Genomic DNA, 23,636 nt, shown 5'->3' with positions numbered 1-23,636 from the left:
TTTGCGAAATCCACTTCGAGGACCGCATGTCAGCCATTAGTGAGACGGAAACGGGGGCGCACGCCGACTCCCCCTGGGCACCGATAATCTTTGACGCCTTGCAACAGGCGAATGTTCGGCAGGTCAGCTATGTTCCGGACGCAGGCCATGCGCGCCTGATCCGCATGTGCAGCGCCGCCGAAACCATGAAGACCATCGTCCTCACCACCGAGGAAGAGGGCATCGCTCTTTGCACCGGCGCCTGGCTGGGCGGGGAGCGCAGCGCTCTCCTCATGCAGTCGAGCGGCGTTGGCAACTGCATCAACATGCTCTCGCTGCTGGCGAGCTGCCGTGTGCCGTTCCTGACCATCGTCACGATGCGCGGCGAGTTTCAGGAGTTCAATCCGTGGCAGGTCTCGATGGGCCGGGCGACGCCCGCCGCGCTTGAGATCATGGGCGTCACCACCATCCGCATCGACCGGCTGGAAGACCTCGCCCCCATGATGGCTTCCGCCGCCACCATGGCGTTTGAAAGCGATCAGCCGATCGCCATCCTGTTGTCGCAAAGCATGCTGGGAGCCAAGAAATGGCTGAAGTAAACCGTCTCCACCGCCGCCCGGCGGTCGCGGCCCTGCTCGCTGATCGCAAGGATATGCTGATTGTCACGGGCCTTGGCTCTCCCACCTATGACGTGTTCGCGGCGGGCGATCATCCCGGCAACTTCTACCTCTGGGGCGCGATGGGCGGCGCGGCGCTGACCGGGCTAGGCCTGGCTCTGGCACAGCCGGATCGGCCAGTGACGGTGGTCACTGGCGATGGCGAGCAGTTGATGGGCATTGGCGGCCTTGCCACCATCGCTGTGCAGCAGCCGAAGAACCTGTCGATCGTCGTGCTGGACAACGGCCATTATGGCGAGACGGGCGGCCAGATGAGCCATGCGGGCGCAGGCATCAACCTGGCCGAACTGGCGCGCGTCTGCGGCTTCACCGAATGTTTCGAGATCACGGACGAGGCTGGCATTGCCCGGGCGCGTGAAGCGATCGGCACCATCGGCGAAGGGCCGCGCTTGATCGTCATCCGCATTGTCCATGAAGAAACGCCGCGTGCCCTGCCCGCGCGCGACGGTGTATGGCTGAAGGCGCGCATGCGGGAGCATCTAGGCTTTGGGCCAAACTGAAGCAGCAGCCCACGTCGGCTTGGGGAGAATATGTGATGGCTGATGATCTGGTCCGGTTCCGCAATCTGCTGGCGGGTAGCGTGCGCGACGCAACGGGCGGCGAATGGCTTGAGAGCCTTGATCCTGCGACGGGTGAGGCATGGGCGCTTATCCCCCGTTGCACCTCTGCCGACGTCGATTCAGCGGTGGAGGCGGCGCGCACCGCCTTCCGCTCGCTCGAGTGGCGCGGCCTGACAGCAACCGCGCGTGGTACCCTGCTCTACCGCTTTGCCGACATACTGGCTGAAGAAACCGAGCGGCTGGCGCAGCTCGAAACGCACGACAATGGCAAGCTGATCGTGGAGATGCGCGCGCAGCTTGGCTATCTCCCCGCCTACTACCGCTATTTTGCTGGTCTGGCCGACAAGATTGAGGGCCATGTGCTGCCCATCGACAAGCCGTCGATGCATGCCTTTACCCGCCGCGAGCCGCTAGGCGTGATCGCCTGCATCACGCCGTGGAACTCACCGCTTTTGCTGCTTGCGTGGAAGCTGGCGCCGTTGCTGGCGGCAGGCAATACGGCTGTCATCAAGCCGTCCGAACATGCCTCCTGCTCGACCCTCGCCTTTGTCGAGCTGTTCGAACGCGCGGGGTTCCCGGCGGGCGTGGTCAATACCGTGACCGGCCTGCCCCAGGAGTGCGGCGAGCCCTTGGTCAAGCATCCCGACATTGCCAAGATCGCCTTCACCGGAGGCGAGCCCGGCGGCATTGCGGTCTATCGCTCCGCTGCCGAAAACCTGAAGAAGGTTACGCTGGAACTGGGCGGCAAGTCGCCCAACATCATCTTCGGCGATGCGGACCTTGAGCGCGCAGTCTATGGCGCGGTGTCCGGCATATTCGCGGCATCGGGTCAAACCTGCATCGCGGGATCGCGTCTGCTCGTGCAGCGCGACGTCCATGACGAGGTGGTGGAGCGCCTGATCGCCTTGGCAGGCACGGCCCGTATCGGCGATCCGAAGCTTGCCGATACGCAGGTCGGGCCGGTGACAACCCTGGCGCAGCGGGGCAAGGTGCTCGATCACATCGCGGGCGCGCGTCAATCAGGCGCGGAGTGCGTGCTGGGGGGCGGGCGGCCCACGATTGCAGGCTTGGAGGGTGGCTGGTTCGTGCAGCCCACTATCTTTACCGGCGTCGACAACCAGATGCCAATCGCGCGCGAGGAAGTGTTCGGGCCGGTGCTCGCCATCATCCCGTTCGATGATGAGGAGGAGGCGCTGTCGATCGCGAATGACAGCCCTTATGGTCTCGCCGCTGGGGTATGGACGCAAGATATTGGCCGCGCCATCCGCATGTCGGAACGGGTCGAAGCAGGCACCGTCTGGGTCAACACCTATCGCGCCGTCAGTTTCATGGCGCCCTTCGGCGGCATGAAGCGCAGCGGCATCGGGCGCGAAAACGGGCAGGAGGCGATGGACGAATATCTCCAGACCAAGAGCGTGTGGATCGACCTTGGCTCGCCCGTGTCAAACCCCTTCGTCATCCGCTGAGATGATGAAAATCACGGAAGCCTTGGCGAACTTTTGTGCCACCGTCTCGATTTCTTCCCTCCCGCCAGAAGTTGTCGAGCGCACCCCCCTCCTCCTGCTCGACCTCATCGGCAGCATCGCGCGCGCGGTGAGGCGGCAGTGGCTCCACCTTTGCTCGCAACGGTGGCCGCAATGGGCATGAGCAATGGCACCGCGCGAGTGTTTGGTGATGCGGCGGGCTATGCTCCGGCGGGCGCAGCGTTGCTCAATGGCGCACTCGGGAACGACAAGGCGGACGCGCTCGCCACGGCTGCACTTGATCTCGCCTCTCTGCCGGACGTTGGAAAGCTCACGACTCTGACGGCATAAGGTGAGGCTAGCGGGTTTCCACTCGCGCCTGCATCGCCAGCCCACCCGCATGATCAACAGCGGCCAAGTCGCGCCCCGACAACCCCAGCGTGAACGGCTCGCCCGCAAAAATCGGCCGTTGCGCGCGGAAGGAGAAGCTCGCCACCTGCGCGGCCGGGGTGTGGCGCAGGAAATGATCCATCAGCAAGGTCGCGATGAAGGGGCCATGGACGACCAATCCGGGATACCCTTCGACATCCCGGGTATAGGAAAGGTCATAATGAATGCGGTGCGCGTTGAAGGTAAGGGCGGAGAAGCGGAAAAGCTGCACCGGGTCGATCGTTACAACACGCGCTACGGGCGGGATCGAAGTCACCGTTTCGGGCGGAAGAGGAGTCCCACTCCGCCCGGCTTCGCGATAAACGATGTCCTGCTCTTCCTCGACGCAGACTTGGCCGTCCACCTTCAACAGGTGACGCAGGGTGACAAAGCGCATGCGTCCGGAGCGGCCCTGCTTGTCATTGACCGCGATCGCGCTCGTCTCACGCTCCACTTTGCTGCCGAGCATGATCGGTGCAAGGAAGCGGACACGGCTGCCCGCCCACATCCGGCGGGGCAGGCCATCATCCTCCCGCAGCGGATGTCCATCCGGCCCGATACCGGACTGCCGCGTATCCGGCGGAAACAGCAGCCAGTGCGCGAGCAGCGGCAATTCGCCCTCCCGCCACGGCGGCGTGTCATGATCCAGCAGCGCGGCGAGCAAGTGCGCCTGACGAGCGGCGGCTATATCGGTGCGATGTTCGGCCGCTTCGCTCACAGGAACTCCACGCGGATCGCTTCGTCATCGCCGCCCAAAGCCGGAACTGGCAGCGCGACCGCTTCCTCGCCATCCCACCTTATGGGCGAGGCTGGCAAGGCGACTGGCCCCGTCGGCGTTTCGGCGGTGACGCGGCGAAGCTGACTGTGCCGCGACAGGCCGTCGACGCCGTTCAGCCGCGCCCACGCGGTTCCAGCCGCCTCCAACCGGGCGATCAGCGCGTCCGGCATTTCGGCTGCAAAGACACGGCCGACCAGCGCATCCAGCTCAGGGCGATTGGCGCAACGCAGCGTGTTGGACGCGTAGCGCGGGTCAGTCGCAAGGCTCGCATCGCCGAGCACCGTGGCGCAGAACTTCGCCCATTCCCGCTCATTCTGGATCGACACGACGATCTGCGATCCGTCGGCGGTCGGGAATGCACCATAGGGCGCTATCGAGGGATGCTTCAGCCCGGCGCGCGACGGAGCCTTGCCGCCATAATCATAATGCAGCAGCGGCACCGTCATCCAGTCGGCCAGCCCGTCGAACAGAGACACGGCGATGCCCCGCCCCTTGCCCGTCTGCTCCCGCTCGATCAGCGCCTGGAGGATCGCGGCATGCGCGTTCATCCCGCAGGCGATGTCGGCGACCGACACGCCCACGCGCGCGGGATCGTCGGCCGTGCCGGTGATGCTCGCCAGCCCGGCTTCGCACTGTATCAGGAAGTCATAGGCCTTCATCCCCGCCGCTTCGCCGCTTTCGCCATAGCCGGTGATGTCGCAGGTGATGAGGCGCGGATAGCGGGCGCGCAGATCAGCCGATCCGAACCCCGACCGTGCCGCCGCACCGGGCGCAAGATTCTGGACGAACACGTCTGCCTTCGACAGCATCCGTTCGACCAGCGCCGCGTCGGTCGGGTCTTTGAGGTCAATGCGCAACGACTGCTTGCCACGGTTGAGCCAGACGAAATAGGCGCTCTCGCCATGCACGACAGAGTCATAGCCGCGTGCGAAATCACCCTCCGCCCGCTCCAGCTTGATGACTCGCGCGCCAGCCTCGGCAAGGCGGCTGGTGCACAATGGGGCTGCCACCGCTTGTTCCAGCGAGACGACCAACAAGCCTTCCAGCACTTTGCTCATCAGAAGCTCTTCGGCAGGCCCAGCACATGTGTTGCCACATGGCTGAGGATCAGGTTCGTCGAGATCGGCGCGACCTGATAAAGGCGCGTTTCGCGGAACTTGCGTTCAATGTCATATTCTTCCGCGAAGCCGAATCCGCCATGGGTCTGGACGCACATGTCGGCGGCAAACCAGGATGCTTCGGACGCCAGCATCTTAGCCATGTTCGCCTCCGTGCCCGGCTGCACGCCCGCATCGAACAGCGCTGCCGCTTTATCCACCATGGCAGCGGCGGCGGTCGTCTGCACATAGGCGCGCGCGATCGGGAACTGGATACCCTGGTTCTGGCCGATCGGACGACCGAATACCGACCTGTCCTTCGCATAAGCACTGGCGCGATCGATAAAGAAGCGCGCGTCGCCGATACATTCGGACGCGATCAGGATGCGTTCGGCGTTCATGCCCGACAGGATGTAGCGGAAGCCCTTTCCTTCCTCGCCGATCAAATTCTCCGCTGGCACCCGCAGATCGTCGAAGAACAGCTCCGTAGTCGCATGGTTCAGCATCGTCCGGATCGGCCGGATGGTAAGGCCATTGTCGACGGCTTCGCGCATGTCGACCAGCAGAACGCTGATCCCATCGGTCGGCTTGGCACATTCCTCGCGCGGCGTGGTGCGCACCAGCAGCACCATTAGATCGGAATGTTCAGCGCGGCTGATCCAGATCTTCTGCCCGTTGACGACATAGTCATCGCCGTCTCGCTTGGCGAATGTCCGAATGCGGGTGGTATCAGTGCCGCTCGTCGGCTCGGTGACGCCGAATGCCTGTAGGCGCAGTTCCCCCGACGCGATCTTGGGCAAATAGCGCGCTTTCTGCTCCTCCGACCCATGCCGCAGGACGGTGCCCATGGTGTACATTTGCGCATGCGCCGCGCCACCATTGCAGCCGGAGCGGTGCACCTCCTCCAGCACTGCCGTCGCGGCAGCCAGCCCAAGTCCCGAGCCGCCATATTCTTCCGGGATGAGGACAGATAGCCAACCCTCGCTGGCCAGCGCGGTCACGAACTCCGTGGGATAGCGCCGCTCAGCATCCAGCTCCTGCCAATAGGCTCCGGGGAACCGCGCACAAAGACGGCGAATGCCCTCACGAATGTCTGAAAACGTCTCTTCCTGTGCGGCAGTGCCCATTTCAATCCCGATAAATGCGATTTTGTAAGACACTATCTGCCATCGGCCTACGCCGAAAAGTACAGAAATCGCACTGAGCTATGCAAAGCCTGTATGCAAAAGCGGATAAACGACGACCAGCTTACGGAAGCCACCTTGGCTAAAGCCGTCCCCGGCCAAGGCCTCGCCAAACTGGGAAGGTCGATTACCAAAGCGGGAGTGGCAACGCCATTCCACATCCTGCTATTGAGCGGTCAAATTTCTGATCGCAACGATTTCAAGCCACAAACCAAGGAGCGCCGACTTTGGCAAAACCATTATTAAGGTGCCGGAATGGTAGGGCGAGAGGCAAAAGTCGATGAAACTTCATCAATTGCGCGCGCTAGCGGAGGTTGCCAGGGCCGGAAGCATCCAGCGTGCAGCGCGCGCCATGCATGTTTCGCAGCCCGCGCTGAGTAAATCGATCCGCGAATTGGAGCGCCAGCTCGGCGTATCGCTAGTTGTCCGCAATGTGCAGGGTGCCACCTTGACACCTTTTGGTGCAATCCTGGCAAAACGCCATGACAGCATTCAGAAGGAGCTGGATAAAGCCCATGAGGAAGTCGACTGGCTGAAGGGTACGCTGGGAGGGCGGTTGCTGATCGGCATTTCACCGCCGATTGCAGGCACGAATATCGCGGATGTATTTGCTAGCTTTCGCGAGCGCCAACCGTCTGTGGAACTGGCTTTGCTAGAATTGAGACCTGCACATATTTTTGATGCGGTGCGCAGCGGAACACTCGATCTCGGCATCGTCCACCATTATGGCAGTTTGGATCTCGCGGGTCTGCAATACGCTGCGTTGAGAAGCTATCCGACGATGCTGGCGGTGGGAGGACAAGGCCCTATACTGCCCCAGACGATCGACCAGCTGATGGCGCTTGAATGGATCACCGGCGACTTGGCCGACTATCATCATGGATATATCCCCGTCCTCGCCGACCGGCTGGGCTGTAATGTTCCAAAGCGGATTTCCCGTTGCACGTCTATTGCAGTTTATTTCAAGCTTGCAGAGCAACAGGCGCTCATCAGTCATTGGGCCGATATCAAGAATGCGCATCTTGATCACAGGTTCGAGAGTGGCGCGCTGACTAAGGTTGATCTCGGCATTGACCTGCCTGAAATGCATATTGCGCTTATTCAAAGGGACGAAGAGCTGCTGACACCTAGCGGCGCGCTGTTGGCTAAGGCCATCCGCGCGTCCCTGCAATAGCGCTATCACTCCAGGTTATAGGGATGAACAGACGATAAGGGCGCGGTTCGGCGGGCGCGGATATGTTGCTCTGCATCCATAATCAGAACCGGAGGAAACTATGAAGCGCATCGCCGCTCTCACCACCTTGACACTGCTGCTCTCGTCGGCGGGAGCCCTTGCGGCGACGACCGCCGTCCCCAGGGTGCCAGACCCCAACGGCGGTGGAGACAACAAAGCAGTGATTGACCGGATGCTGGAAGGCGCAATGCCCCGGTTGGAAGCGCTTTATCGCGATATCCACCAGCATCCTGAACTTGGCTTCCAAGAGCGCAGAACGGCGAAGTTGCTGGCCAAGAACATGCGCGCGCTCGGCTTCGACGTGACAGAGAATGTAGGCAAGACAGGCGTAGTCGCCATTTACCGGAATGGACCCGGGCCGGTGACACTGGTGCGAACTGAAATGGACGCATTGCCAATGGAGGAAAAGACGGGACTTACTTTCTCCAGCCGCGCAAAGGCTGAGCTTGATGGCAAGCAGAGCTTCGTAGCGCACAGCTGCGGCCACGATGTACACATGGCGTGGTGGGTCGGCACGGCGCAGGCGCTGGTTTCGATGAAGCATCGATGGCGCGGCACATTGCTCTTCATCGCCCAGCCCGCCGAAGAACCATTGGGTGGTGCCAAGGCGATGTTGGATGACGGCCTCTTCTCCCGCTTCCCCAAGCCGGATTATGCGCTAGCGGCGCATGTTGGCGGCGGCTTGCCGCTTGGCGCAGTCGTGATGAAGGATGGAGTCATCCTATCTGCGTCCGACGCGTTGGAAATCACCTTCAACGGTCGTGGCGCGCACGGATCGGCGCCCAGTTCGTCCATCGACCCGATCGTCATGGGCGCGCATTTCGTCAGCGACGTACAGACAATTATCAGCCGACAGAAGGAAGCGGCGACGTTTGGCGTCCTCACGGTCGGCGCTTTTCACGCAGGCAGCGTCGGCAACATCATCCCGGACACAGCGAAGCTCCGACTTAGCCTGCGTTCCTTCACGCCGGAGGTGCGCGCCCTCCTGCTTAGCGGCGTGAATAGGACCGCGCGTGCGGTATCGCTCATGGCAGGCGCACCGGCACCAACGATCACCCAGCTGAACGGAACGGCATCAACGCTCAATGATGTCAGCCTTATGGGCAAGATCGCCCCCATTTTGAAGGCTGCATTCGGCTCTGGCGTGATCTCGATCCCGGCAAGTGCCCCTGGCTTTTCGGGTAGCGAGGATTTTTCCGAATTCGCTGCAAGGGGCATCCCCTCCGCCTATCTCATGGTCGGAGGCGACCGGCCCGAAACACTTGCCGATTATAAGGCGCGCGGGATGGCGCCGCCCACCAACCATTCGCCACTCTATGCACCGGCAGCATCGGCAGCGATCCGCAATGGCGCAACGGCGCTAATCCTATCGGTGCTGGCCCTGAACGCGGATACAAATCGCTGAACCGCTCCGCTGGCGGTTTCTGCTCGCATGGTTTCCGACCGATATCTGCGGATCAAATGGAGAAACGGATGTTCGGCTCGAAGCGCCACCGGCCCCATTGGGCGATGGCGCTTCGCCTTACTCAACTACCGAAATGATATCGGATCGATACGCCGTACATTCGGGGCTCCCCATATATGTACGAGTTGAAGCCATTCTGATAGGATACGCCCTGGCTACTGATGATATACTTTACGTTGGTAAGGTTGGTTGCGAACGCGCCGAGGTCAAAGTTCGATCCTGCGACATTCTGCCACTGCAAGTTCATGCTGAGCAAGCCATAACCATCTCCCGGGCCGCACTGGACTGACCCAGCATAGGCACCCGAATTCAGGCGGGGGCAGTTTCCGCCGATATAGGCGAACGGTTCGTCGACCGGCGCCTTGGAAGGCGACGTGTATTGGGCGTCGATATAGGAATAGGTAGCGGAAATGCTGACCTTTCCGATGGACTCATCCAGCGGCAGATCCACCCTGCCGGTAATGCTGAACTGGTTCTTCGGCGTGAACTGGAAAGGTATGCCAGTCAGGACGCACTGGCCCGTTGCGCCATTGAACGGAACGCCCACGCCGCAATCGAAGCCGGGCGGCAGGCCGAAGGCGGGAATGCCGTCAGGAAACAGCGATGGCGTTGCATATTTGTCATATTTCGCAGCGATGTGCGAATAGGTTCCCGATAGCGTGAGCCAGCTAGCGGGCCGCAACTCGCCTTCGAACTCCACACCCTGGATATGTGCTTTCCCCGCATTGCTGGTCTGCGCGCCAAAGACCTGTTGCCCATTATAGAAATAGGCGGTGCCTCCTGTCCTCTGCAGATCCTTATAATCCGTGTAGTAGTAATTGATATTCGTGCGGATCGGAATGCTGCCGATGTGCCAATCGGCTTTTATGCCTGCTTCATAAGCCGTCACGAATTCGGGCTGGAACGAACGTAGTTCAGGCGCGGGCGTTGCAGTGCCGACGCCGCCTGTCTTGTATCCACGACTGACCTTTGCGTACAACAACACATTCTTGTCGACATTGTAGTCGAGGCCCGCCGTCCAGTTTGGCGCCTTGAATTTGGCGCTCGATGACGTAACCGGAGCGTCAGGGAGGCCGAAGTTTGAGAAGGCCGTCAGCTTGTCCCATGTATAGCGATAGCCGACTGTCAACCGTAGTCCATCAAGACTGTCAGAGAAACTGCCGAACGATAACGTTCCCTGCGCATAAAGCGCTTTGCTGTCTGAACTTTGACCTCTTCTTGTCGGATTAGACGCGCTGACAAGCTGCGGACCTGTCGGCTTAACATTCTGGTAGTAAGCGCCTACCGTGAAGTTGAGCGCGTCTTCACCCAAATTGCCTTGAATCTGAGGTTCGATCGAATATTGGCGTGCGTCAGTGTAATAGTTATATTTCGAAAATCCACCCGGACTAATCTCATCCCCCCCGATCAAAGTTCCGCCTTGTGCGGATGGCGGCCTGTGATCGTCAGGATAACCGTCACCATCAAAAGGCGCGCTGTTCTTCAGATGCTGATAATTGGCGATGTTGCGGAAGGTCAAAGCATCCGTGAGTTCTGCCGAAAAGATATCTGTCACGGAGAAATAGCGCGTGCGTTCGCTAAAGAGCAGTGGGCTAAGGGCTACCGAACGGATACCGCGATCAATCTGCTGCTGCAGATATGTGCTGAACGCCAGCCCCGTCTGAGGATCGACACCGTCGGGAACCGCGTTGAGCACCGTCCCGGTGCCATGTTCCTGAACGCGAGCGAAGGTCGCGAGAAGATAATTCTCAACCCCCTCCGCCGGGCGCCAAGTTAAGCCTGCGCGGAATGAATAACGGTTGCGATTGTCCAAGTCTGTGTCAGTGGTGATCTCGTGCGTAAAGCCGTCCCGCTTTTGATAAATGCCGGCGACACGCAGCAAGAGTTTGTCTTCAACAATTGGCACGTTGACAGCACCGCGCAATTCGATCGAATCGTAATTGCCATATTGGATCTGGCCATAGCCTTCGAGCCGATCGGTTGGACGCTGCGGCTCGAACAAGACGGCGCCGCCTGTCGTGTTGCGGCCGAACAGCGTGCCTTGCGGCCCGCGCAGTACCTGCAGGCTGGCGAGGTCATAATAATTGAGGCCGCCACCATTCTGCGCATTATTGCGCTGATCGGCGATGATCGGAACCTCGGCCGAATAAAGCACCACGCCTGGGGCTGCATTGAAAGTCGCGCCTTGGCCACGGATGGTCACGTTCTCGCTATTGCGCTGCTGGCCAGAGCCGCCGACAACGAGCGACGGTACTTGTCCGAGCAAGTCCTGCGTGTTTGAAATATTTCGCTGCGTGAGCGAGCCAGCATCAAAGGCAGTGGCAGAGATCGGGACATTTTGAAGCCGTTCGGCCCGCCTGCGTGCCGTCACGATGATTTCCGACAGACCGGAGGCCGCAGGACCGCTTGCCGCTGCCGTGGGCTCACCCGGTCCCGTCGACGTCTGAGCAAAGGCCGTTCCAGCGCAGCCTGCGAGAGCTACACTCCCCATCAAGGTGCGAACGAGAAATAGATGTCGCGCAATCATGAAATCTCCCCTTTTTGCCTGGTCATACTTTTCGAATATTTTTCTATCATCGACTGGACATGATAGTTATAAAGATAATCGTATATCCATCGATGTAAAAGTTCATGCCATTAACCAGAATGGTTATGACTTGAATAACGTCAGAATTATCAATCACGAATCGATTTACGAACTTATCAGCTCTTATCTTAAACTTAGTAAGATCTCTCCGACTCGGAGATCTGATCATCAGCGGATGGAGTCTTTCCTTTCTAACTCTCCGTGATATCTGCGCCTTTCCTATACCTCCCCGCTGAGCAACGTGTGCCCGCGCCAAATACTTGGTGGATGACAAGATTTTGTCAATGGGGAAAATCAGATGCCCCGGACGATCGTCAGGGAGAAGTGCGATTTGCGCGTCTCACCGCGAGCCCACTGGGTCTCCCTGATCTATTACCCCATTTCCGTTTCGTCGGTTGATCGCCGCCCAGCCAGAGATATAAGCGGCCCATGAACGATGACCCTATTGGAACCAAGCGCCGGAAACCTGGCGTCTATTCGCGCGGAGCCGAAACGGTGAACGCCATCCTTAAGGCGGCGCTGCATGTATTGGTCGAGGAAGGCGCCAGCGCCTTTACGCTCCAACGCATCGCTACCGAATGCGGTTTGAAGGTCGGTCACGTCAATCATCACTTTCCGCGCAAGGAGCTGTTGGTCGAGGTCCTGCTCGACGAGATTCTTGTTGCGGGGGAAGCCCAGGTCAACGGGGCGATGGAACAGCCCAGTCTTTCCGCGGAGGACGGGCTAGCGCGGTTGATCGCCCATATTCTTGATGACGTCAGCACGAAGGAGACCGCGCATCTGTTTACCGAGCTTTGGGCCATGGCCAACCATAACAAATTGGTGGCGGATAGGCTGGGAGCACTGCATCGCCATGTCCATCGGATGATCACCTCTTTCGTGGAGCGGTTGAACCCCGCGTTGAGCCATGAGGATGCGGCAGTGGTAGCCATATTCATATATGGCGCGACGGATGGAATGACGATGTTTTCGGGCTTTGGGCGGCCATGGGCATCCGACATGCCCGGCGTCAAGAATATCGCGGTCAAGGGCTTGGTAGAGCTAGCAAAAACGATCACTCCGCGAGACATATCGAAACTCCCCAAGACAGGCGCTAAATCCCCGGCCAAGCAGGGCTGACGCGCAGGGCGCCAAACGGAAATGGGATGATCAGAAACACGGCCTTTTCAGGCCTGCCTCTGCGTGCGCGTGAGAAATGCGCACTGCTCAAAAAACGGTCATTGACAAAACTTGGTGATTGCCAAATATTCAGACATGCTTCTGACGACGGAATTGCCCGGCGGCAGGAGTCGTAGTTTCACGACGCAAGGCGAAAGTCGGCACCGCAGCCAAACTGCGCACCGGCTGCAGTTTCGATCGTCCTCATCGTTAGATGGATGAACTGAAGAAAGATGTTCCGGGCAATAGAATGATATTGTTCTGAATAAGATAATTTCGAGAGGTGATATGGGTATTCAGGACAAGCTGGATCGCTCGCAATACACGGTGTCTATGGACGATTATGCCGAAGGCATTGCAACACGGCTGAAGTTATTGATCGAAACCGATCCGCAAGTCGCGGCAGCGATACCGGACCCTGCAATCAACACTGCAAAGCGGCGCAGCGGTCTCGGTTTCGCCCAGATCGTGGCGATTTGCATGGAGGGCTATGCTGACCGACCTGCATTGGCCGAGCGCGCGGTGGAACTGAAGGTCGATCCCGCGACCGGGCGCACCACGCGGGAGATCCAGAAGCATTTCGAAACGACAAGCTACGCCACGTTATGGGACCGGGCGCGTCGACTTGCCGCCTTCTGGCACAATAATCCTGATCAGTCGCTGGGAGCCGATGAGTTTCTCTGCCTTCTTGCCTTTGGCAGCGTGGACTTTGCGACGGTCGATCTTGCCGCGATCCACAATGGGGCAGTGGCGGTTCCCCTTCAGGCCAATGGCGCGTTCCAGCAATCGCTGTCCATCTTCAACGAGGTGGCGCCCAGTTGGCTGGCGGTCAGCCTGAAATATATCGAAACGGCCGCCGAACTGGTCATCCAGGGCCATCGTCCGCGCGGTGTGCTGCTGTTCGATTATCATCCGGAGGTTGATGACGAGCGCGAGCGGTTCGAGGCCGCCCGGGCAAAGCTCGCCGATGCGGGTCTGTCGCATTTGCTGGTCACGCTGGAAACGGCTCTGGCGGAGGGCAGCGCGATGCCGGCCGCGCCACTGTTCGATAAGGCGGACGGAGAGCGGCTCTCCACCATCTACTACACATCAGGAAGCACCGGCCTGCCCAAGGGCGCGATGCTGCCTGAGCGGATGATCAAGCAGCTGTGGCTCGTCGATTCGCCCATGCCGATGATCAACCTCATCTACATGCCGATGAACCACACGTCAGGGCGGAGCATCGTCTTCTCGCTGCTGGGGTTGGGCGGCATCGGCTATTTCACGGGCAAGAAGGACCTGTCCGAACTGTTTGACGACATGCGCATTTGTCGGCCGAGCTACATGATGCTGGTCCCGCGCGTGTGCGAAATGATTTACCAGCAATATCAGGTCGCGCTCGACCGGCGATCCGTACCCGGCGCGGACCTGGACACGGTCAAGGCCGAGTTGCTGCGCGAAACGCGCGATATTCTCCTGGGCGGGCGGCTGCTCGTCGCTTCATTCGCCTCGGCCCCGCTCGCCCCTGAACTATCGCAGTTCATGGAAGAATGTCTGGGCTACAAGCTCGGCAATAATTATGGCGCCACCGAAGTCGCCGCGGTGCTGACCGACAACCGGGTCGTTCGTCCGCCAGTGATCGACTATAAGCTGGATGACGTGCCTGAGCTTGGCTATTTCAAGACCGATAAGCCTTATCCGCGCGGTGAGTTGCGGATCAAGACGTCGAGCATCATGCTTGGTTATTACAAGCGACCTGATGTGACCGCCGAAGTTTTCGACGAAGACGGATATTACAAGACCGGCGACATCATGCAGGAGATCGCACCCGACCATCTGGTGTACATCGATCGCCGCAACAATGTGCTGAAGCTCGCGCAGGGCGAGTTCGTCGCCATTGCCCGGTTGGAGGCGATCTTCACCAACGGCGATCCGCTCATCCGGCAAGTCTATCTATACGGCAGCAGCGAGCGCGCATTTCTGGTGGGTGTCTTTGTGCCCAATGAAGCGACGCTCCAGCAGATGGGCATCGCCGATGACCCGGCTGCGATCAAGGACGCGTTGCGCGAAGCGATCCAGAACATCGCACGCGCCGAACAGTTGCAACCTTATGAAGTGCCGCGCGACTTCATCGTCGAGCATGAGCCCTTCAGCGCAGAGAACGGCCTGCTGGCGGGCATCGGCAAATATCAGCGGCCCAAGTTCAAGGAACGCTATACCGGCGCGCTCGAAGCCGTTTACGACAGGATCGCGGCAAGCCAGCAGGATGAGCTTGAGGCGCTGCGCCGTGAAGGCAAGGAGCTTCCCGTGCTCGAAGCCGTCGCCCGCGCCGTCAAGGCGACGCTCGGATTGGAGGATGTCGATCTTTCCAAGCGGATGAGCTTCTCCGATCTGGGTGGAGACTCGCTCTCGGCCGTGTCCTGCTCGCTGCTGCTTGAAGATATTTACGGCATCGATGTGCCGGTATCGGTCATCAACAGCCCTGCCGGAAGCATGCAGGACCTCGCCCAGTTCATCGAACGGGGTCGAAGTGGCGAGGCGAAGGGAACGACCTTTGCTTCGGTGCACGGAGCCGGTGCGAAGGAGATCCGCGCGAGCGACTTGACGGTGGATCGCTTCATCGATGGCAGTGTCCTCGACGCGGCGCGCAACGCCTCGCCTCCTTCGACGGAAGTGCGGACAGTTTTCCTCACCGGAGCGAACGGCTTTTTGGGGCGGTTCCTCGGCCTGGAATGGCTGGAGCGCATGGCCGACATAGGCGGCAAGCTGATCTGCGTCGCGCGTGGTCGCGACGCAGCAGCGGCACGGCAGCGCATCGCGCAGGTCTTCAGCAGCGACCCGCAACTTAAGAGCCGCTTCGAGGCACTCGCCGACGCGCATCTGGAGGTTCTGGCAGGCGATCTTGGCGAACCGCAGCTTGGCCTTGCCGATGCCGATTGGAAGCGGTTGGCCCAGGATGTGGATCTGATCGTCCATCCAGGCGCACTGGTGAACCACGTCCTGCCCTATCATCAGCTGTTCGGCCCCAATGTCGCAGGCACGGCGGAGGTCATCCGCTTGGGCATCACGCATAGGCTAAAGCCCATCAACAATGTCTCGACCGTGGCGGCGGCCCATACGCCGGACGGCGTGATGATCGACGAAGACGCCGACGTGCGCACGACGTCCCCCGTCCGGCCGCTGTCGAGCGAGGGCTATGCCGATGGCTATGCCAACAGCAAATGGGCGGCTGAGGTTCTGTTGCGGGATGCGCATGATCGCTTCGGCCTGCCGGTTGCGACCTTCCGCTCAGACATGATCCTGGCGCACAGCCGTTATGAAGGGCAACTCAACGTCCCCGACATGTTCACCCGCTTGCTGCTCAGCATCGTGGTTACGGGGCTGGCGCCGCAGTCATTCTACAGCGGCACGGCCAAGCCCCATTATCCCGGGCTGCCGGTGGACTTCACGGCAGAGGCCATCGCCGTCCTGGGGGCCAAGGCGACGAGCGGCTATCGTACCTACCATGTCATCAATTCCCATGATGACGGCATTTCGCTGGACAGCTTCGTCGACTGGATCGACGCCGCCGGATATCCGGTCCAACGGATCGAGGATTACGCCGACTGGCTCGAACGTTTCGGCACCGCCATGCGTGCGCTGCCCGAGGATCGGCGGCAACATTCGTCGCTGCCGCTGCTGCACCAGCTGCAATATCAGATGCCGGGAGAATTCGGGACCAGTGTTCCTTCCGCCCGCTTCCGCGCGGATGTGATCCGGCATGAAGTGGGCGCTGCCAAGGATGTCCCGCATCTGTCGCGCGAACTGATCGGCAAATATCTGGCTGACCTCTCCGGTCTCGGCCTCATCTAAGGACAATAGACACAGTCATGACCAAATTGACCAAAGGCTATGCCGCGCTGGCCTCCGATACCGATCTGGAGCCCTTCTCCTTCGCCCGCCGGGATCTTCGTGCCGACGACGTGGCGATCGATATCCTCTATTGCGGCGTGTGCCATTCTGACCTGCATCACGTCCGCAATCACGGCGGGTATGTCACCTATCCGACTGTTCCTGGCCACGAGATCGTTGGCCGGGTGGCGGCTGTCGGGAGCAGCGTCAGCAAATTCCAGCCCGGCGACATGGTTGGGGTGGGCTGCTATGTGGACTCCTGCCAGAAGTGCAAGCCATGCAACGCGGGCGAAGAACCCTATTGCGTGGAATATGCCACGCCCACCTATGGGTTCGCGGATCGGCATGACGGCATGCCATCGCAAGGCGGCTATTCCGAAAATATCGTCGTGTCGGAAAAATTCACGGTACGCATCCCCGACGGCCTGGACCCGAAGGCGGCAGCGCCGCTGCTGTGCGCAGGCATCACCACTTATTCGCCGTTGCGTCACTGGAAGGTCGGCGCGGAACACAAGGTGGCGGTCGTAGGCCTTGGCGGCCTGGGTCATATGGGCCTGAAGTTCGCCAAGGCGATGGGCGCGGAAGTGACGCTGTTCACTCGCAGCCCCGACAAGGAGGAAGAAGCGCGCCGCCTAGGCGCGGACCATGTCGTGCTGTCAACTGACGAGGCGCAGATGGCGGCGGCGGCCAACAGCTTTGACTTCATCCTCGACACTGTTCCCAACGCGCATGACGTGAATCCCTATGTCGCGACACTTGCGTGGAACGGGACACTCATCCTGCTGGGACTGCTCGGCCCGATCGATCCGCCGCTGCACAATGTGTCGCTGATGATGGGCCGCAAGTCGGTCGCCAGCTCCAATGTCGGCGGGATCGCCGAAACCCAGGAGATGCTGGATTTCTGCGCAGCCCATGGCATCGCGAGCGACATCGAACTGATCGACATTCAGGACATCAATGCCGCCTATGAGCGCATGGAAAAGGGCGACGTGCGTTACCGATTCGTCATCGATAACGCATCGTTACGGGAAAAATGAGGCAGCTATTGTGAGCAAAGGTAGCCGCTCGTCACAGTTGACGTGACGGCTACGCTCGCCTTCTCCACTTTTTTGGGATCGCCATAATATGAGCAGCCTTGCGCAACGGCGCGCCGCCGCTGACCCGAACAGGCGGACAGCGCGCATGATGCTCGTCCGGGCATTTCTCGCGCAGAACACAGCCACAGGGTGCGCGTTTGGCGGCTTTGCGGTCAGCATATTGGCGATTCAGGCCCGTTTCGACACGACGCGGAGCATGGCCGCGATGGTCCTTGCCCTCACGGTGCTGGCGATGAGCGGGCTGGGTCTGATCGTCGCGGGAATGATTTCCCGGATCGGCCTGCGCAACACCATGATGACCGGTGCTGTGCTTTCGATAACGGGCTATCTTCTGCTTGCCTTGGTGCAATCGATTGAGGCTACACTTATCGTATGCACGCTCGCGATCGGCCCTGGCGCTTCTCTGCTCGGAGGCTTGCCGCCTAGTATATTGGCCGGGAATTGGCATCCACAGGCGCGAGGAAGGGCGGTCGGGATTGCGTATATTCCGCTATTCGTCACTGTCATTCCCCTGCTCGGCCTTGCAGTCATACAAAGATTTGGTCTGCCGGCATTCTTCGTGACCCTAGCGGTACTGCACATTTTGCTCCTGCCCGTACTGCTGGGCATTTCGGAGCCACCGCAGAGCGATTGCCCCGAAAGCGCCACAGTGGCTGCGGGCTCACGACCTTCCATCCTCTCGCATCCGCTGTTCTGGGGGGTGTTGATCGGCGAGGGTGTCCTTCAGGCGAGTACCATCACCGGGTCTGCCCATATCGTTGCCATCGCAACCGAATATGGGGTCGCGGCCCGCTGGGGAGCGCTGCTCCTGTCCATCAAGGGCTTTGCGAGCATATTCGGGTCCATCCTGGCAGGACTGGCTTGTGATAAATTTGGCCCCGCGCGCACATTGAGTGCTGCCGGTGCAGGATTGACCGTCAGTTGGATCCTAATTTCAGCAAGTGGCTGGTTTCCAGCATTGGCGCTGGCGATGATCATCATGGGCATATCGGGAGCGGCCATTTTCCCGTTGGTTGCGGTTCTTGTCGCCCAGATATTCGGGGTAGCGGCATTTCCGCGCACTATAGGATTTCTGGGCGCTTTCACCCTGCCTTTCACGTTCGGCGCTCCAGCCGCAGGTTGGCTGCGCGACACGACGAACAACTATCATGTGGCTATGTTGCTGCTCATGGCTCTATCTTTCGGCGCGGCTATCAACTTTGCTTGGATGAGCCGGACACAGGGTGGTAGAGCCTTGGCGTCGTGAAGATTCTCATCCTTGCTCTTACCTTCGAAAATTAAGCAGAAGCGCTGGGCTATACGCCACATACAAGTGCTGGCGGTTGGGGACGCAGGATAAAGGCAAGGCGGAAGCGGCCTGATCAAAGGGGAATGGTGGAATGAAGACCCGGATTACCGAGCTTACTGGCACGCGCTATCCCATCATCCAGGGTGGCATGCAGTGGGTGGGCCGCGCCGAGTTGGCTTCGGCGGTGTCCAATGCTGGTGGCCTCGGCATCCTGACGGCGCTGACGCAGCCGACGCCTGAAGCGCTGGCGGCCGAGATCGAGCGGTGCCGCACGATGACGGACAAGCCGTTCGGCGTGAACCTGACCATATTGCCGACCGCGCAGCCGGTTCCCTACGAAGCCTATGCCGAAGTCATTGCTGGATCGGGCGTTGGCGTGGTCGAGACAGCCGGGCGCAGTCCCGCCGAGTTCATCGCTCGTTTCAAGCAGGCGGGCGTCAAGATCGTGCATAAATGCACCGCCGTCCGCCACGCGCTGTCGGCCCAGCGTGCAGGCGTCGATGCCGTGTCGATCGACGGGTTCGAAGCGGCGGGTCATCCGGGCGAGGATGATATTCCGGGCATGGTTCTGATCCCCGCTGCGGCGCGGGCGCTGGACATCCCGATCCTGGCGGCGGGCGGCATGGCGACCGGGCGCAGCATGGCGGCGGCTCTGGCCCTGGGCGCGGAGGGTGTGACCATGGGCACCCGTTTCATGCTGACCAAGGAAGCGCCGATCCATGAGGCGATCAAGCAGGCGGTGGTGCAGGGAACGGAGCGCGATACGACGCTGATCTTCCGCCAGCTACGCAACACGGCGCGCGTCTTCCGCAATGCCGTCGCCGAGGAGGTGAACGTCAAGGAACGGGAGCCCGGTGCTACCTTCGAAGATATTCGGCCGCTGGTCGCCGGTGCGCGGGGACGCGCTGCGCTGGAGAGTGGCGAAGTGGATGGCGGGCTGGTCTGGGCCGGGCTTGGCATCGGCCTGATGGACGATATTCCGACATGCGCCGAACTGATCGAGCGCATCGTGGGCGAATGCCGCGAGGCGCTGGGCCGCGCCGTGGCGCTGACCGGGGAGACAGATCCGCCTATGGGATAAGGCGCTGCGACTGCTCAGACCGGCACATGGCTCGCGAAAAGCGCCATCGCTCCTCGCGAGCCTGTTTCCTGCAAAATCAACCGCCGTTCTGGCTCAGCTGAAGCATGTGACCCTCCGGATCGGCAACAAAGGCAACCTGCATGCCGCCCATGCCGGGAACTTCCCGCGCTGGCTCCAGAACACGTCCACCGGCTTTTTCCACCCGGGCGATCAGATCGGCAATATCCTTCGTTGCCAGGCCTAGGATCAACTCGTTTGCGGCAGGCGTCTGGGTGTCGTGGAACTGAGCAAGAATGAACAGCGGCCCACCCTCGTAGGTCGGCATAAACACGACTTCGCTGACTTTCCGCTCATTGATTTCCGTTTCAACGCGGTTCATCTCGACCAGACCGATGGCCGAGGAATAGAAGGACACCGCCTTGTCGAGGTCCTTGACCTGGAGTTTGGTGAACATGAAATCGGTGTTGCCGTTCTTGCCAAAGGGTATAGCCATGTTTTATCTCCTATTCTGACATTCCCGCACAGCGATTGACTGGTCGCCGAACTGCGTGAAGCGGTGGGTGAAGCCGCCCTCAGGCGGCTTCGTCCATTGCATCGGGCGGGATGTTCGTAGGACCGCCAATATCATAGACCGTGGCCAGAAGTCCGACGAATGCATTGTCGTTCATGGGATCGGTCGGCACTTCGAACTGGACACCACGCTTCTTCATGTCCTCGATCAGCATGTTGATCGCCTGCTCATGGGTGATGTCGTCTCGGTGATCGTAGGTCAGCTTGAAATCGTCCATATCCTTGAACAGGCGTGCGCCCCAATGGACGAGGAAGCGCATTTCCTCTTCCGGCACCTTCTGGGTGACCTTACCAAAAGTTTCGATCTGCCAACCGGTCGGATCCTGCGCATCAGGGCCAAAGGTCGAACTGATGTCGAGCCCTTGCGGCCTGCGCATGGCGACCGGGCCCGCAGCCTGTCCATGGTGGAACGTCATTTCGTTTTCGACGACCACCGCACGGCCCCACATGGGGGCGTTGATCTGCATGGCCTCACCGCTCGGCCCATCAGGCCAGCAGTTGAAGCCGCCGCCGATCTTACCTTTATAATACCAGGCGATCACCTGGCCCTTCTTCGAGCGCCAGCGATTGAACAGGCAGGACTTCGCCATGGTCAGCAGCAGCCAGAGCGGCGTGTTTTCCATCGTCAAACCACGGAAGACCGTGCCATCCAGATGGGGTGGCCCGCCAAGGGGGGTTGGTCCCTGGATATTGAAGAGGAAGGTCTCCGGCTCGGCATATTGGCAGTCGTAATAATTACGCACCAGCTCGAGAAAGCGGGAGTTGTAATAGCAATCCTCGATCTCCGGGTAGAAGCAGGTGCCCCCCCGCGCCAAATATCCTCGAAATCCGGGATAGATACCAATCATGTCCCAGGTCAGCTTGACCCCTTCCGGCAATTGCTTGTCTGCGCCTGAAGTCGTGGCGATAACCTCCTCTGGCGTCTTGAAGTTTTCCGCCAGCATCAACGGCCAAGGACCATTGTTACGAGCAACACTCAACAAACGCGCATGCTGATCGTCCGTATAAGCTTTATCGATCAACTGCGGCGGTGCAACAGGGCGGAATTGCTCTGCGAGATCACGAAGCATCATCTAGTCTCCCAATATCATTCGATTGTCATCCGTTTCCTGTTTACGGAAGCGGATCAGATGGTCAGCATTTCCATTTCGCGCGGTGCGGGCTTAACGGCATCATCGGCGGGCGTGACGTTGAAGTCTTCTTCGCGGGGCGAGCGCAGGACATGCCAGATGCGCGAGTTGTGGCGCGGGATGGCCAGGATGACCTTCTTCTGCCCGTCGGCGCCCTTGTCGCGATAATAGCCATGGGCGCTGCCGCACTGGACCCAGGCGGTCTTGGCCAGGTTCGCATCGACATCGTCGATGAACGCCTGCGTCGCCTCTGGCGAGACATCGAAGGACGACAGATGATCGTCCACCATCCATTGCAGCAGTTCGATGATATAATGGACCTGCTGCTCGCTCACCACCGCATGGTTGGCGACCAGATAGCTGTAGGGCGCGCCCATGAAGACGAAGTTGGGGAAGCCGGTGATCAGCATGCCTTCATAGGAGAAGGGATGCGGGTCGAACGCGTCCGTCAAAGTTTCGCCGCCGACGCCGCGAATGTCGAACTGCCGCCCGAAATGCAGATTATAGCCGGTCGACAGCAGCAGCACGTCGCATTCGATCCGCGTGCCGTCGGCCAGGATCACCCCCTCCTGCTCGGCCTCGGCCAATTCGCCACGCACGATCGACACATTGGGCTTTTTGAGCGTGTCGTAAAAGCCGCAATCCAGGATCGGCCGCTTGGCGAACACCGGGAAGTTGGGTGTCAGCAATTCCACCATCTCCGGATCGTCCGGGAAATGACTCTTCAGATAGCCTTCGCACATCATGCGCATGCCGTCGTTGATCGGGCCAAAGCCGCCCGTCTTCGCGGCATAGTCCTCATCCTTCATGATCATGCCGTGCATGTCGCGCATCTGGCTGTGCAGGCTTTGCAGACGCTTCCACTGCGCGACGAAGGGCACATATTCCATCGCCCAGCGCTCGATTTCGGCCACCGGCGCATGCGCCTGCGGATTGGGGATGATATGTTCCGGCTGGCGCTGCACGATCACCAGTTCGCCAACCTTGTCGGCAATGGCCGTCGCCACCTGTACGCCCGAACAGCCCGTGCCGACCAGGACGACCTTCTTGCCCGTCAGATCGACCGAATGGTCCCAGGCGGCCGAATGAATGACCGGCCCCTTGAAGCTGTCGAGATTCTTCACCTTGGGATAATTGGGATTGTTGTTGGGTCCCACCGCCATGATGAGGACGTTGCACTCATGGCTTTCCGGCTTGCCGTTCCGGACCGCCTTCACCGTCCAGATCTTGCGCTTCTCGTCCCATTCCGCACCCTCGACCCAGGTGCCGAACCGGATCCGGTCGCGAAGGCCATATTTGTCGGTGACGCGATCCAGATAGGACAGGAATTCCTGGCCGCGCGGGTAGAATTGCGTCCAGGAAGCATTGGGCTCGAAGGAGAAGGAATAGATGCGGCTCGGCGTATCGACCGCCGCGCCCGGATAGGTGTTGGTCAGCCAGTTGCCGCCGACCGTGTCCATCGCCTCCAGCACGGTGAAGTCAAATCCCGCCTGCTGCAATTTGATGGCTGCGTTGATGCCCATCATGCCCGCGCCCACGACCAGCACCTTGAAATCGGCGGGCGGAACATCGGCAGCCTTGCGAATGCGCGTGTCGGTGGTGAACCCGGCATGCTGGAACGCGACATCCACCGACATTTCGGGAAGGTCCTGACCCAGCAGCAAACGGCTCATCCGCTTGAACATCGGCCGGTCCAGCTGTGGCATGACCGGAGGCTTCCCGGCCTTTACCGCCACGCGCAGGCGATCGCGGATCTCGGCGACCACGGCCGGATCGATGGCAGGCCGTTCTTCATGCGCATGGATATCGACGAACGTCTCGATCAGATCTTCCTGGCGGCCGTCGATCGCATCCCAATAGTGGTTCAGCAGCGTCCGATTGCCGGTCATCTGGATCAACGCCATCAGCGCCATGGTGGGGTCCAGCGCATCGATCGCGGCATCGACCCTGGCATTCATGTCCAGCACCCGTTCGTGCATCCCATTTCTC

The 23,636-nt window shown here is 60.2% G+C and carries 18 protein-coding genes and 1 pseudogene; 11 read left to right on the top strand and 8 right to left on the bottom strand.

Annotation, left to right across the window (positions count from 1 at the left end):
* Window positions 1-26 precede the first annotated feature (26 nt).
* The 4 genes from ACWNC0_RS01555 to ACWNC0_RS01540 all read left to right on the top strand — a co-directional run bounded on the left by ACWNC0_RS01555 (window position 27) and on the right by ACWNC0_RS01540 (window position 3,030).
* A complete protein-coding gene (locus tag ACWNC0_RS01555) occupies window positions 27-578 on the top strand; it encodes a hypothetical protein (protein WP_449469127.1) in 552 nt (183 codons plus the stop codon).
* Window positions 566-1,156: a thiamine pyrophosphate-dependent enzyme gene (locus tag ACWNC0_RS01550; RefSeq protein WP_449469126.1), complete on the top strand. Its 591-nt coding sequence runs from the start codon at window positions 566-568 to the stop codon at window positions 1,154-1,156. Before ACWNC0_RS01555 ends, ACWNC0_RS01550 begins: the two co-directional genes overlap by 13 nt.
* Before the next feature lie 35 nt (window positions 1,157-1,191).
* Window positions 1,192-2,682 (top strand): aldehyde dehydrogenase, encoded by a 1,491-nt coding sequence (locus tag ACWNC0_RS01545; protein WP_449469124.1) that lies wholly within the window; start codon window positions 1,192-1,194, stop codon window positions 2,680-2,682.
* Between the two features lie 138 nt (window positions 2,683-2,820).
* Complete coding sequence (locus ACWNC0_RS01540; protein WP_449469122.1) at window positions 2,821-3,030, top strand: hypothetical protein; 210 nt, start codon at window positions 2,821-2,823, stop codon at window positions 3,028-3,030.
* A gap of 7 nt (window positions 3,031-3,037) precedes the next feature.
* Here the strand turns inward: ACWNC0_RS01540 and ACWNC0_RS01535 are convergent, their stop codons facing one another.
* Genes ACWNC0_RS01535 through ACWNC0_RS01525 form a run of 3 tightly spaced genes read right to left on the bottom strand, consistent with a single transcriptional unit; the run spans window position 3,038 to window position 6,110 of the window.
* Window positions 3,038-3,826: an acyl-CoA dehydrogenase gene (locus ACWNC0_RS01535; protein ID WP_449469121.1), complete on the bottom strand. Its 789-nt coding sequence runs from the start codon at window positions 3,824-3,826 to the stop codon at window positions 3,038-3,040.
* The gene (locus tag ACWNC0_RS01530) at window positions 3,823-4,944 is read right to left on the bottom strand and encodes a CaiB/BaiF CoA transferase family protein (RefSeq protein WP_449469120.1); all 1,122 of its coding nucleotides are present in this window, start codon (window positions 4,942-4,944) and stop codon (window positions 3,823-3,825) included. Before ACWNC0_RS01530 ends, ACWNC0_RS01535 begins: the two co-directional genes overlap by 4 nt.
* Window positions 4,944-6,110 (bottom strand): acyl-CoA dehydrogenase family protein, encoded by a 1,167-nt coding sequence (locus ACWNC0_RS01525; RefSeq protein ID WP_449469119.1) that lies wholly within the window; start codon window positions 6,108-6,110, stop codon window positions 4,944-4,946. Before ACWNC0_RS01525 ends, ACWNC0_RS01530 begins: the two co-directional genes overlap by 1 nt.
* 337 nt (window positions 6,111-6,447) lie before the next feature.
* On the opposite strand from ACWNC0_RS01525, the gene ACWNC0_RS01520 reads away from it, so the two are divergent.
* Together ACWNC0_RS01520 and ACWNC0_RS01515 are read left to right on the top strand one after the other, a co-directional pair.
* Window positions 6,448-7,341: a LysR family transcriptional regulator gene (locus ACWNC0_RS01520; protein WP_449469117.1), complete on the top strand. Its 894-nt coding sequence runs from the start codon at window positions 6,448-6,450 to the stop codon at window positions 7,339-7,341.
* Window positions 7,342-7,441: 100 nt separating this feature from the next.
* A complete protein-coding gene (locus ACWNC0_RS01515; protein ID WP_449469115.1) occupies window positions 7,442-8,806 on the top strand; it encodes an amidohydrolase in 1,365 nt (454 codons plus the stop codon).
* A gap of 121 nt (window positions 8,807-8,927) precedes the next feature.
* Here ACWNC0_RS01515 and ACWNC0_RS01510 read toward each other — a convergent pair whose 3' ends face one another.
* Entirely contained in the window at window positions 8,928-10,868 is a 1,941-nt protein-coding gene (locus ACWNC0_RS01510) for a TonB-dependent receptor (RefSeq protein ID WP_449469836.1), read from the bottom strand.
* Between the two features lie 63 nt (window positions 10,869-10,931).
* Window positions 10,932-11,357: pseudogene (locus ACWNC0_RS01505) on the bottom strand (TonB-dependent receptor plug domain-containing protein); the annotation flags it as partial.
* Between the two features lie 525 nt (window positions 11,358-11,882).
* Here ACWNC0_RS01505 and ACWNC0_RS01500 point away from each other — a divergent pair.
* The 5 genes from ACWNC0_RS01500 (at window position 11,883) to ACWNC0_RS01480 (ending at window position 19,947) form a co-directional block, all read left to right on the top strand.
* A complete protein-coding gene (locus ACWNC0_RS01500; RefSeq protein WP_449469114.1) occupies window positions 11,883-12,572 on the top strand; it encodes a TetR/AcrR family transcriptional regulator in 690 nt (229 codons plus the stop codon).
* A gap of 327 nt (window positions 12,573-12,899) precedes the next feature.
* Window positions 12,900-16,442 carry a carboxylic acid reductase gene (gene car, locus ACWNC0_RS01495; protein WP_449469113.1) on the top strand — a complete coding sequence of 1,181 codons (3,543 nt, stop codon included), beginning with the start codon at window positions 12,900-12,902 and terminating at the stop codon, window positions 16,440-16,442.
* A gap of 17 nt (window positions 16,443-16,459) precedes the next feature.
* Window positions 16,460-17,518 (top strand): NAD(P)-dependent alcohol dehydrogenase, encoded by a 1,059-nt coding sequence (locus tag ACWNC0_RS01490; RefSeq protein WP_449469112.1) that lies wholly within the window; start codon window positions 16,460-16,462, stop codon window positions 17,516-17,518.
* A gap of 88 nt (window positions 17,519-17,606) precedes the next feature.
* Complete coding sequence (locus tag ACWNC0_RS01485; RefSeq protein ID WP_449469110.1) at window positions 17,607-18,824, top strand: MFS transporter; 1,218 nt, start codon at window positions 17,607-17,609, stop codon at window positions 18,822-18,824.
* Between the two features lie 133 nt (window positions 18,825-18,957).
* A complete protein-coding gene (locus ACWNC0_RS01480) occupies window positions 18,958-19,947 on the top strand; it encodes an NAD(P)H-dependent flavin oxidoreductase (RefSeq protein WP_449469109.1) in 990 nt (329 codons plus the stop codon).
* Between the two features lie 76 nt (window positions 19,948-20,023).
* Here the strand turns inward: ACWNC0_RS01480 and ACWNC0_RS01475 are convergent, their stop codons facing one another.
* From ACWNC0_RS01475 to ACWNC0_RS01465, 3 genes are all read right to left on the bottom strand, one after another.
* A complete protein-coding gene (locus ACWNC0_RS01475) occupies window positions 20,024-20,440 on the bottom strand; it encodes a VOC family protein (protein WP_449469107.1) in 417 nt (138 codons plus the stop codon).
* A gap of 79 nt (window positions 20,441-20,519) precedes the next feature.
* On the bottom strand, window positions 20,520-21,590 hold the full coding sequence (locus ACWNC0_RS01470; protein ID WP_449469105.1) for a hypothetical protein: 1,071 nt from the start codon (window positions 21,588-21,590) through the stop codon (window positions 20,520-20,522).
* A 53-nt stretch (window positions 21,591-21,643) separates the two neighbouring features.
* The gene (locus tag ACWNC0_RS01465; RefSeq protein WP_449469104.1) at window positions 21,644-23,626 is read right to left on the bottom strand and encodes a flavin-containing monooxygenase; all 1,983 of its coding nucleotides are present in this window, start codon (window positions 23,624-23,626) and stop codon (window positions 21,644-21,646) included.
* Between the last annotated feature and the right edge of the window lie 10 nt (window positions 23,627-23,636).

It is taken from the genome of Sphingobium chungangianum, assembly GCF_977014255.1.
The sequence above is the reverse complement of the archived record's forward strand: the minus strand, read 5'-3'. Positions and strand labels throughout refer to the sequence as shown.

Excerpts from the sequence above, each read along its gene's own strand:
- ACWNC0_RS01555 (WP_449469127.1), top strand. The coding sequence starts at position 27 with ATGTCAGCCATTAGTGAGACGGAAACGGGGGCGCACGCCGACTCCCCC.
- ACWNC0_RS01550 (WP_449469126.1), top strand. The coding sequence starts at position 566 with ATGGCTGAAGTAAACCGTCTCCACCGCCGCCCGGCGGTCGCGGCCCTG.
- ACWNC0_RS01545 (WP_449469124.1), top strand. The coding sequence starts at position 1,192 with ATGGCTGATGATCTGGTCCGGTTCCGCAATCTGCTGGCGGGTAGCGTG.
- ACWNC0_RS01530 (WP_449469120.1), bottom strand. The coding sequence starts at position 4,944 with ATGAGCAAAGTGCTGGAAGGCTTGTTGGTCGTCTCGCTGGAACAAGCG.
- ACWNC0_RS01525 (WP_449469119.1), bottom strand. The coding sequence starts at position 6,110 with ATGGGCACTGCCGCACAGGAAGAGACGTTTTCAGACATTCGTGAGGGC.
- ACWNC0_RS01520 (WP_449469117.1), top strand. The coding sequence starts at position 6,448 with ATGAAACTTCATCAATTGCGCGCGCTAGCGGAGGTTGCCAGGGCCGGA.
- ACWNC0_RS01515 (WP_449469115.1), top strand. The coding sequence starts at position 7,442 with ATGAAGCGCATCGCCGCTCTCACCACCTTGACACTGCTGCTCTCGTCG.
- ACWNC0_RS01500 (WP_449469114.1), top strand. The coding sequence starts at position 11,883 with ATGAACGATGACCCTATTGGAACCAAGCGCCGGAAACCTGGCGTCTAT.
- car (WP_449469113.1), top strand. The coding sequence starts at position 12,900 with ATGGGTATTCAGGACAAGCTGGATCGCTCGCAATACACGGTGTCTATG.
- ACWNC0_RS01490 (WP_449469112.1), top strand. The coding sequence starts at position 16,460 with ATGACCAAATTGACCAAAGGCTATGCCGCGCTGGCCTCCGATACCGAT.
- ACWNC0_RS01485 (WP_449469110.1), top strand. The coding sequence starts at position 17,607 with ATGAGCAGCCTTGCGCAACGGCGCGCCGCCGCTGACCCGAACAGGCGG.
- ACWNC0_RS01480 (WP_449469109.1), top strand. The coding sequence starts at position 18,958 with ATGAAGACCCGGATTACCGAGCTTACTGGCACGCGCTATCCCATCATC.
- ACWNC0_RS01475 (WP_449469107.1), bottom strand. The coding sequence starts at position 20,440 with ATGGCTATACCCTTTGGCAAGAACGGCAACACCGATTTCATGTTCACC.
- ACWNC0_RS01470 (WP_449469105.1), bottom strand. The coding sequence starts at position 21,590 with ATGATGCTTCGTGATCTCGCAGAGCAATTCCGCCCTGTTGCACCGCCG.
- ACWNC0_RS01465 (WP_449469104.1), bottom strand. The coding sequence starts at position 23,626 with ATGCACGAACGGGTGCTGGACATGAATGCCAGGGTCGATGCCGCGATC.